The organism is Zobellia uliginosa, assembly GCF_018860745.1.
In the GTDB taxonomy this organism is placed as follows: domain Bacteria; phylum Bacteroidota; class Bacteroidia; order Flavobacteriales; family Flavobacteriaceae; genus Zobellia; species Zobellia uliginosa_B.
This window is the reverse complement of record NZ_JAHKPY010000013.1, coordinates 1-1,171: the sequence shown is the minus strand read 5'-3', so window position 1 is coordinate 1,171 and position 1,171 is coordinate 1. Positions and strand designations below refer to the sequence as shown.

Annotated in this window: 1 protein-coding gene; it reads right to left on the bottom strand. The window is 40.7% G+C overall.

Going from position 1 to position 1,171, the window contains the following annotated elements; all coding sequences use genetic code 11:
• Positions 1-43: 43 nt before the first annotated feature.
• A partial coding sequence (locus tag KO521_RS15000; RefSeq protein ID WP_215940728.1) for an integrase core domain-containing protein occupies positions 44-1,171 on the bottom strand: 1,128 nt, incomplete at its 5' end.

Sequence of the window (1,171 nt, the reverse complement as noted above, 5' to 3'; positions counted from 1 at the left end):
TGTTCGTTAATATACATGGTTTACACAAGTTATAGATTAGGGTTTACACTAAATTAGTTTCTAACCTTACTGATTGTTCCTTTTTTCTAAATACATGTTCATCAAAGAAACCTAAAAATACATTTCTATAAAACACTCTCCAAATTCCATTGCCAATGTTTAGAGCTCCGATGTGTTTACCTTGGAGCGAAGCGGACAGGTAAACCCAATTGTAAGCCTTCCATCTTATGGCTCCATTTTGGGTAACTTTCAATATTTTCATTTTTGCATCGTAATCAAATTGAGGTATTTTTTCTGGGAATGGTCTGGTTGAGAACTCATGAACCGAGGCCGGTGTTTTCATGTTCAGTGCTTCATGAGGTCTTATGTTATTATATTCTTTTACAAAGTGGTTTAAACGTCTTTGTTGGGCTTTTAGGTCATAAGCTGAGGGCTTGGCGCAAGCGGCCTTTAAATCGCGGTGCATTCGTTCATGTCGTCCGTTCTGTTCAGGGTGTGCCGGGTCTGAAAACACGGGCATGATACCCAGCTCAATGAACCAATAGGAGAGTCGGGTGAATCGTTGTATTGCGGCAACGGAACCGAAAGGACTTCCATTGTCGGTATGTATTTGTTTAGGGATACCAAATTTCCTGAAAACCCTTTTGAACTCAGCCTTTGCAGAGGCAAGATTTTCTTTGTAATGCCCTTTTGCAGTAAATACGAATCGGCTTTTAGAATCTGCAATGGTGAGTGGATGACAGTAGATTTTGTTGCCCATCAAGAACTTTCCTTTGTAGTCTGCACTCCACACTTCGTTGCACTCTTTGGGGTCGAAAACGGGATGTATGGGCTTTACTCTTCTGAGTCGTTTTTGAGGTGCTACCAAACCGTGTTTTTTGAGGATGTTATGAATGGTCAAGACAGATGGAATGATTTCATCAGGGAAATCGTTATACAACAAGGTGTGTAACTTTTTAGCGCCCCATGCCTTGTGTTTTTCCTTCAATTCAAGAATTCTTCCCACCACTTTTTCATTGGTGGCATTAGGGTGTGGGCTACGCGGTTTTCTAGAGAGTTCCCTAAGTCCTTCATAGCCTTCATTTTCAAACCGAGCAATGATTTTGTAAGCCGTTGGTCTTGAAATCTTAAATACTCTGCAAAGTTCTGTGATGGTATATTTTCCAGTTCG